The 5,949-nt window shown below is 73.5% G+C and carries 6 protein-coding genes; 3 read left to right on the top strand and 3 right to left on the bottom strand.

Translation table 11 applies throughout. The features are described from left to right. Positions 1 to 108: 108 nt before the first annotated feature. The gene (coaA, locus tag JZ5iCDA_RS14905) at positions 109 to 1,095 is read right to left on the bottom strand and encodes a type I pantothenate kinase (protein ID WP_069387867.1); all 987 of its coding nucleotides are present in this window, start codon (positions 1,093 to 1,095) and stop codon (positions 109 to 111) included. 50 nt (positions 1,096 to 1,145) lie between these two features. Continuing rightward, positions 1,146 to 2,045, bottom strand: coding sequence for a DUF72 domain-containing protein (locus JZ5iCDA_RS14900; protein WP_083260050.1), 900 nt, complete (start codon positions 2,043 to 2,045; stop codon positions 1,146 to 1,148). A gap of 62 nt (positions 2,046 to 2,107) precedes the next feature. On the opposite strand from JZ5iCDA_RS14900, the gene glmS reads away from it, so the two are divergent. After that, the gene (gene glmS, locus JZ5iCDA_RS14895; protein ID WP_069387866.1) at positions 2,108 to 3,985 is read left to right on the top strand and encodes a glutamine--fructose-6-phosphate transaminase (isomerizing); all 1,878 of its coding nucleotides are present in this window, start codon (positions 2,108 to 2,110) and stop codon (positions 3,983 to 3,985) included. A 14-nt stretch (positions 3,986 to 3,999) separates the two neighbouring features. Then, entirely contained in the window at positions 4,000 to 4,350 is a 351-nt protein-coding gene (locus JZ5iCDA_RS14890; RefSeq protein ID WP_069387865.1) for a holo-ACP synthase, read from the top strand. A 65-nt stretch (positions 4,351 to 4,415) separates the two neighbouring features. On the opposite strand, the gene JZ5iCDA_RS14885 is transcribed toward JZ5iCDA_RS14890, so the two are convergent. After that, the gene (locus JZ5iCDA_RS14885) at positions 4,416 to 5,435 is read right to left on the bottom strand and encodes an LLM class F420-dependent oxidoreductase (RefSeq protein ID WP_069387864.1); all 1,020 of its coding nucleotides are present in this window, start codon (positions 5,433 to 5,435) and stop codon (positions 4,416 to 4,418) included. A gap of 85 nt (positions 5,436 to 5,520) precedes the next feature. Here JZ5iCDA_RS14885 and JZ5iCDA_RS14880 point away from each other — a divergent pair. Further along, positions 5,521 to 5,949 (top strand): NAD(P)H-hydrate epimerase (locus JZ5iCDA_RS14880; RefSeq protein ID WP_216093457.1); only part of this gene is annotated, 429 nt, incomplete at its 3' end.

The following is a 5,949-nucleotide window of genomic DNA, read 5'->3' as shown; positions in this document are numbered from 1 at the left end:
CCGGCCGACGGCGAGGCCGTGGCGCCCCGCCCGGCCGTCACGAGCAGCGGTGCGGCCGCCGGCGCGCCGGGCGAGGAGCAGCGCCGGGCGGGCTGACGTCCGACAGGCTCAGAGCTTGCGCAGGCGCACGCGCTGGACGGAGTGGTCCGACCCCTTGGTCAGGACGAGCGTCGCGCGGCCTCGCGTCGGCAGGATGTTCTGCTCGAGGTTCGGCGCGTTGATCGAGTCCCAGATCCACCGCGCCCGCTCCACCGCCTGCTCGTCGGTGAGGTCGGCGTAGCGCCGGAAGTAGGACTCCGGGCGCGAGAACGCCGTCCGGCGCAGCGTGAGGAACCGGTCCACGTACCACTGGCGGATGTTGCGCGTGCGGGCGTCGACGTAGATCGAGAAGTCGAAGAAGTCGGAGACGGCGACCGTCGACTCGTCGTGCGCGCTCGGGCGCGCGGGCTGCAGGACGTTGAGGCCCTCGACGACCAGCACGTCGGGCTTGCGCACGACCGTCTCGGCGCCGGGGACGATGTCGTACGTCAGATGGTCGTACACGGGTGCGCGGACCTCGTCGTGGCCCGCCTTGACGTTCGACAGGAACCGGATGAGCGCGCGGCGGTCGTACGACTCGGGGAAGCCCTTGCGGTCCATGAGGCCCCGGCGCGCGAGCTCCGCGTTCGGGTGGAGGAAGCCGTCCGTCGTCACGAGCTCGACGTGCGGCGTCTCCGGCCAGCGCGCGAGCATCTCGCGCAGCACGCGGGCCGTCGTGGACTTGCCCACGGCCACCGAGCCGGCCACACCGATGACGTACGGCGTGCGGGCCGTGTCCTCGCGCAGGAAGGTCGACGTCGCGTCGTGCAGCCCGGCCGTCGCCGTCACGTAGAGGTTGAGCAGGCGGGACAGGGGCCGGTAGACGGCGTCGACCTCGGCGAGGTCGATGGGGTCGCCCAGGCCGCGCAGCCGGCCGACGTCGTCGTCGGTCAGCGGCAGCGGCGTGGACTCGGACAGGCGGCTCCAGGCGGCACGGTCGAGGTCGACGTACGGCGACGACGACGTGGCCGAGAGACGGGCGAGGGCGTCGGTCGCCTCGTGGACGGGGGAGGACACCCTCCCGATTCTGCCGGATGCCGGACGGCGCACGCGCGGGCTGCCCCGGCTCAGGCGCTCGCGGCCCGGGTCCTCCCGGCGCGGACCGCGCGCCGGGGCGGGAGGTGGACCGGGTCGCCAGGGCCCGGGACGGCCAGGTCGGGCAGCCGCGCCATGAGCGCCCGGGCGTCGGCGGGGGCGTTGGCGTGCGTGTCGTTGTCGAGGTACACCTCGACGTCGTGGCCGTCGGCGTGCCAGCGGCGGACCCGGTCCGCCCACGCGTCGAGGACGTGCGGGCGGTAGGCGCTCGTGTACAGCGCCTCGTCGCCGTGGAGGCGCACGTAGACGAGGCGGTGCGTCACGGCCTCGACGAGGGGCCACTGCCCCGCGCCGTCGGAGACCGCGAAGGCGACGCCGTGCTCGCGCAGGAGGTCGAGGGCGGCGTCGTCGGCGAACGACGCGTGCCGCGGCTCGAGCACGTGGACGAGCGGGCGGTCGGCGTCGACGTCGGTCCACGCCGGGGCGCGGAGCCGGTCGTCGTGCTCGTGGGCGAGGCGCGCGGCGTCCGCCGTCGTCCGGGGCAGGAGCCGGAGGAAGTCGTGGAGCGTCCGCGCGTCGAACGTCGTGCGCGCGGGCAGCTGCCACAGCACGGGCCCGAGCCGGTCGCCGAGCGCCAGGACGCCGCTCGCGAGGAAGTTCGCGAGCGGTGTGCGCACGTCGCGCAGGCGCTTCATGTGCGTGATGAAGCGCGGCCCCTTGACCGCGAACGTGAAGCCCCCCGGGGTCTGCTCGCGCCACGCGACGAACGACGACGGCCGCTGCAGCGAGTAGAACGACCCGTTCAGCTCGACCGACGGGAAGACGGACGCGACGTGCTCGAGCTCCCGGCGCTGCGGCAGCCCGGGAGGGTAGAAGCGTCCGCGCCAGTCCGTGTACCGCCAGCCGGACAGTCCGATGCGCACCGTAGGCATGGGCCCACCCTCGGACGGCGGCCGTCCCCACGCCCGGCGAGGCATGACTAGACTCGACGACCATGTGCGGAATCGTGGGCTACGTGGGCCCTGGAACCATGGTCGGCGAGGCCTCGGGGCGACCCCTCGACGTCGCGCTCGAGGGCCTCGGGCGGCTCGAGTACCGCGGCTACGACTCGGCGGGCGTCGCGCTCGTCGGGCCGGGGATCGACGCCGTCGCGTTCGCCAAGAAGTCCGGCAAGCTCGCCAACCTCGTCGAGGAGATCGGCTCGCACCCGCTGCCGGCCTCGACCGCGTCGATCGGCCACACGCGGTGGGCCACCCACGGCGGGCCGACGGACACCAACGCGCACCCGCACCTCGCCGACGACGACCGCCTCGCGGTGATCCACAACGGCATCGTCGAGAACTTCGCCGTGCTCAAGGCGGAGCTGCTCGCCGAGGGCGTCGTGTTCCGCTCCGAGACCGACACCGAGGTCGCCGCGCAGCTCCTGGCGCGCGCGTACCGCGAGACGAAGGACCTCACGCGCGCCATGGCGGACGTCGCCCGGCGCCTGGAGGGCACCTTCACGCTGCTCGCCGTCCACGCGGACGCGCCGGACACGGTCGTCGGCGCGCGGCACGACTCGCCGCTCGTCGTCGGGCTCGGCGAGGGCGAGAACTTCCTCGGCTCCGACGTCGCGGCGTTCATCTCCCACACCAAGGAGGCGCTCGAGCTCGGCCAGGACCAGATCGTCACGATCACGCCCACCTCGGTCGAGGTCACGGACTTCGACGGCAACCCCGCCGAGGCGAAGCGCTACACGGTCGACTGGGACGCCGCGGCGGCCGAGAAGGGCGGCTTCTCGTCCTTCATGGACAAGGAGATCCACGACCAGCCGCACGCCGTCGGTGACACGCTCCTCGGGCGCACCGACCCGTCCGGCAAGCTCGTCCTCGACGACCTGCGCATCGACGAGGCCGTGCTGCGGTCCGTCGACAAGATCATCGTCGTCGCGTGCGGCACGGCCGCGTACTCGGGCCACGTCGCCAAGTACGCGATCGAGCACTGGTGCCGCATCCCCGTCGAGGTCGAGCTCGCGCACGAGTTCCGCTACCGCGACCCGATCGTCGACGAGAAGACGCTCGTCGTCGCCGTGACGCAGTCCGGCGAGACGATGGACACGCTCATGGCCGTGCGCCACGCGCGCGAGCAGGGCGCGAAGGTCATCTCGATCGTCAACACCCACGGGTCGACGATCCCGCGCGAGTCCGACGCCGTGCTCTACACGCACGCGGGCCCCGAGATCGCGGTGGCGTCCACGAAGGCGTTCCTGTCGCAGATCACGGCGGCGTACCTCCTCGGCCTGTACCTCGCGCAGCTGCGCGGCAACAAGTTCCCCGACGAGATCGCGGCCATCCTGGAGGACCTGCGCGAGATGCCGCGCAAGATCCAGACGGTGATCGAGCGCGGCGAGTACGTGCGCGCCACGGCCCGGTCGATGAAGGACGCGTCGTCCGTGCTGTTCCTCGGCCGGCACGTCGGGTTCCCCGTCGCGCTCGAGGGTGCGCTCAAGCTCAAGGAGCTCGCGTACATCCACGCCGAGGGCTTCGCCGCGGGCGAGCTCAAGCACGGGCCCATCGCGCTCATCGACGAGGGTCAGCCGGTGTTCGTCATCGTGCCGTCGCCGCGCGGCCGCGAGGGCCTGCACTCGAAGGTCATCTCGAACATCCAGGAGATCCGGGCGCGCGGCGCACGCACGCTCGTCATCGCCGAGGACGGGGACGACGCGGTGCGGCCGTTCGCCGACGAGATCTTCTGGATCCCGGAGTCCCCGACGCTGCTGTCCCCGCTGCTCGCGGTCGTGCCGCTGCAGATCTTCGCGATGGCGCTCGCGACGGCCAAGGGTCTCGACGTCGACCAGCCGCGCAACCTCGCGAAGTCCGTCACGGTCGAGTAGTCGTCGGGCCGGGCGTGATCATCGGGGTGGGCATCGACGTCGTCGACGTCGAGCGGTTCATGGCGACGATCGAGCGCACCCCGCGCCTGCGCGAGAAGCTGTTCACGCCCGCGGAGCGGGACCTGCCGCCGTCGTCGCTCGCGGCGCGGTTCGCCGCCAAGGAGGCGATCGCGAAGGCGCTCGGGGCGCCGGGCGGCATGCAGTGGCACGACGCGACCGTGCACCGCGTGCCCGGCGGCCCGCCCGAGGTCGAGATCAGGGGCACCGTCGCGGCCCGGGCGGACGAGCTCGGGATCCGGCGGTTCCACCTGTCCATCTCGCACGACGCCGGGATCGCCTCGGCCATGGTCGTGGCCGAGGACTGACCCCGGCGTCGTCCGGGCAGGTCTTGAAGCGCCGCGGTCCTGTGGTGCCTCGGTCCTGCGGCGCCTCAGCCCTGCAGCGCCGGGATCACCTCGCGCTCGAAGAGCTCGATGCCGCTGCGGTCGTAGGCGGCCTCCGCGAAGTACGTGATCGCGTACGTCATGCCGAGGTCGCGCAGGTGCGTCAGCTTCTCGACGATCTGCTCCGGCGTCCCGACGAGCGGCCCGCGGCGCGCCGCCTCGGCGAGCTCCGCGGCGCGCTCCGGCACCGAGCGCGAGAGGTGCTCCTCGATCCAGGCGATCCGGTCGTCCACGTCGGCCTCGGTCGCGCCGATGACGACGTTGTAGTCGGCGGTCCGGGTGATCTCCTCGAACGGGCGGCCGATCGCCTCGCAGTGCCCGCGCAGCACCTCGGACTTGTGGGCGAAGACCTCGGGCGTGCCGTCGAAGTTGGTGTACTGCGCGTGCTCCGCGGCGATGCGCAGCGTCTTCTTCTCCCCGCCGCCCGCGACCCACAGCGGCGGGCCGTCGACCTGCAGCGGCAGGGGGGCGAGGCGCGCGCCGTCGACCTGGTAGTGCGTCCCGTCGAGCGTCGCGACGCCGTTCGTCCACATCTGCTTGAGGATCTGCACGCCCTCGTCGAGCATGGCCAGACGCTCGCCCGCGCGCGGGAACCCGTAGCCGTAGGCGCGCCACTCGTGCTCGTACCAGCCGGCGCCGATGCCCATCTCGACGCGTCCGCCGCTCACGACGTCGACCGTCGCCGCGACCTTCGCGAGGTAGGCGGGGTTGCGGTACGCCGTGCACGTGCACATCTGACCGAGGCGCACGCGCTCCGTCGACGCGGCGAACGCGGCCATGAGGGTCCACGCCTCGTGGGTCGCCTCGTCCGTCGGCTCCGGCGTGGTGTGGAAGTGGTCGTAGACCCAGATCGACTCCCACGCGTTCGCGGCGCCGGGCAGGCCCTCCCCGGCGAGCGCCGTGTCGGCGTGCCGGGCGAGCGACCGCATGGTCTCCCACTGGTCCGCGGGGTCGATGCCGACGAGGTCGAGCCGCCAGCCCTGAGGGATGAAGAGTCCGAATCGCATGGGCGTCACCCTAGGCCGGGCGGCGGTCGTTCGCCCTCCCCACCGCCCGGGGGCGCGGGCGCGCCCGGCTCGGCAGGATGGGCGCATGATCGAAGCCTGGTCCGCCGACGACGTCCGCGCCGCCGAGCGGCCCCTCCTCGACGCGGGCGTCCCGCTGATGCAGCGCGCGTCCTTCGCGCTCGCCACGGTCGTCGCGCGCGACCTCGCGCGGGCACGCTCGGTCGTCGGGCCCGGCGGCGGGCGGCGCGACGGGCGCGTGACCGGCGCCCGGGTGGTGCTGCTCGTGGGATCGGGCAACAACGGCGGCGACGCGCTGCACGCCGGGGCGTACCTCGCGCGCCGCGGCGCGCACGTGACCGCCGTGCTCACGAGCGAGCGCCCGCACGCCGAGGGTCTGGCCGCGCTGCGTCGCGCCGGCGGGACCACGCTCTCCCTCGCGTCCAGTGGCGAGGCCCCGACCGGTCGCGCCGTCGCCGTCGCCCTCGGCGCGGACGCCGTGCTCGACGGCCTCCTC

The sequence above is a fragment of the Cellulosimicrobium cellulans genome, assembly GCF_001722485.1.
Classification (GTDB): Bacteria; Actinomycetota; Actinomycetes; order Actinomycetales; family Cellulomonadaceae; genus Cellulosimicrobium; species Cellulosimicrobium cellulans_A.
The sequence above is the reverse complement of the archived record's forward strand: the minus strand, read 5'-3'. Positions and strand labels throughout refer to the sequence as shown.

Coding starts and splice junctions, on each gene's coding strand:
- JZ5iCDA_RS14885 (WP_069387864.1), bottom strand. CDS start 5,435: ATGCGATTCGGACTCTTCATCCCTCAGGGCTGGCGGCTCGACCTCGTC.
- glmS (WP_069387866.1), top strand. CDS start 2,108: ATGTGCGGAATCGTGGGCTACGTGGGCCCTGGAACCATGGTCGGCGAG.
- JZ5iCDA_RS14900 (WP_083260050.1), bottom strand. CDS start 2,045: ATGCCTACGGTGCGCATCGGACTGTCCGGCTGGCGGTACACGGACTGG.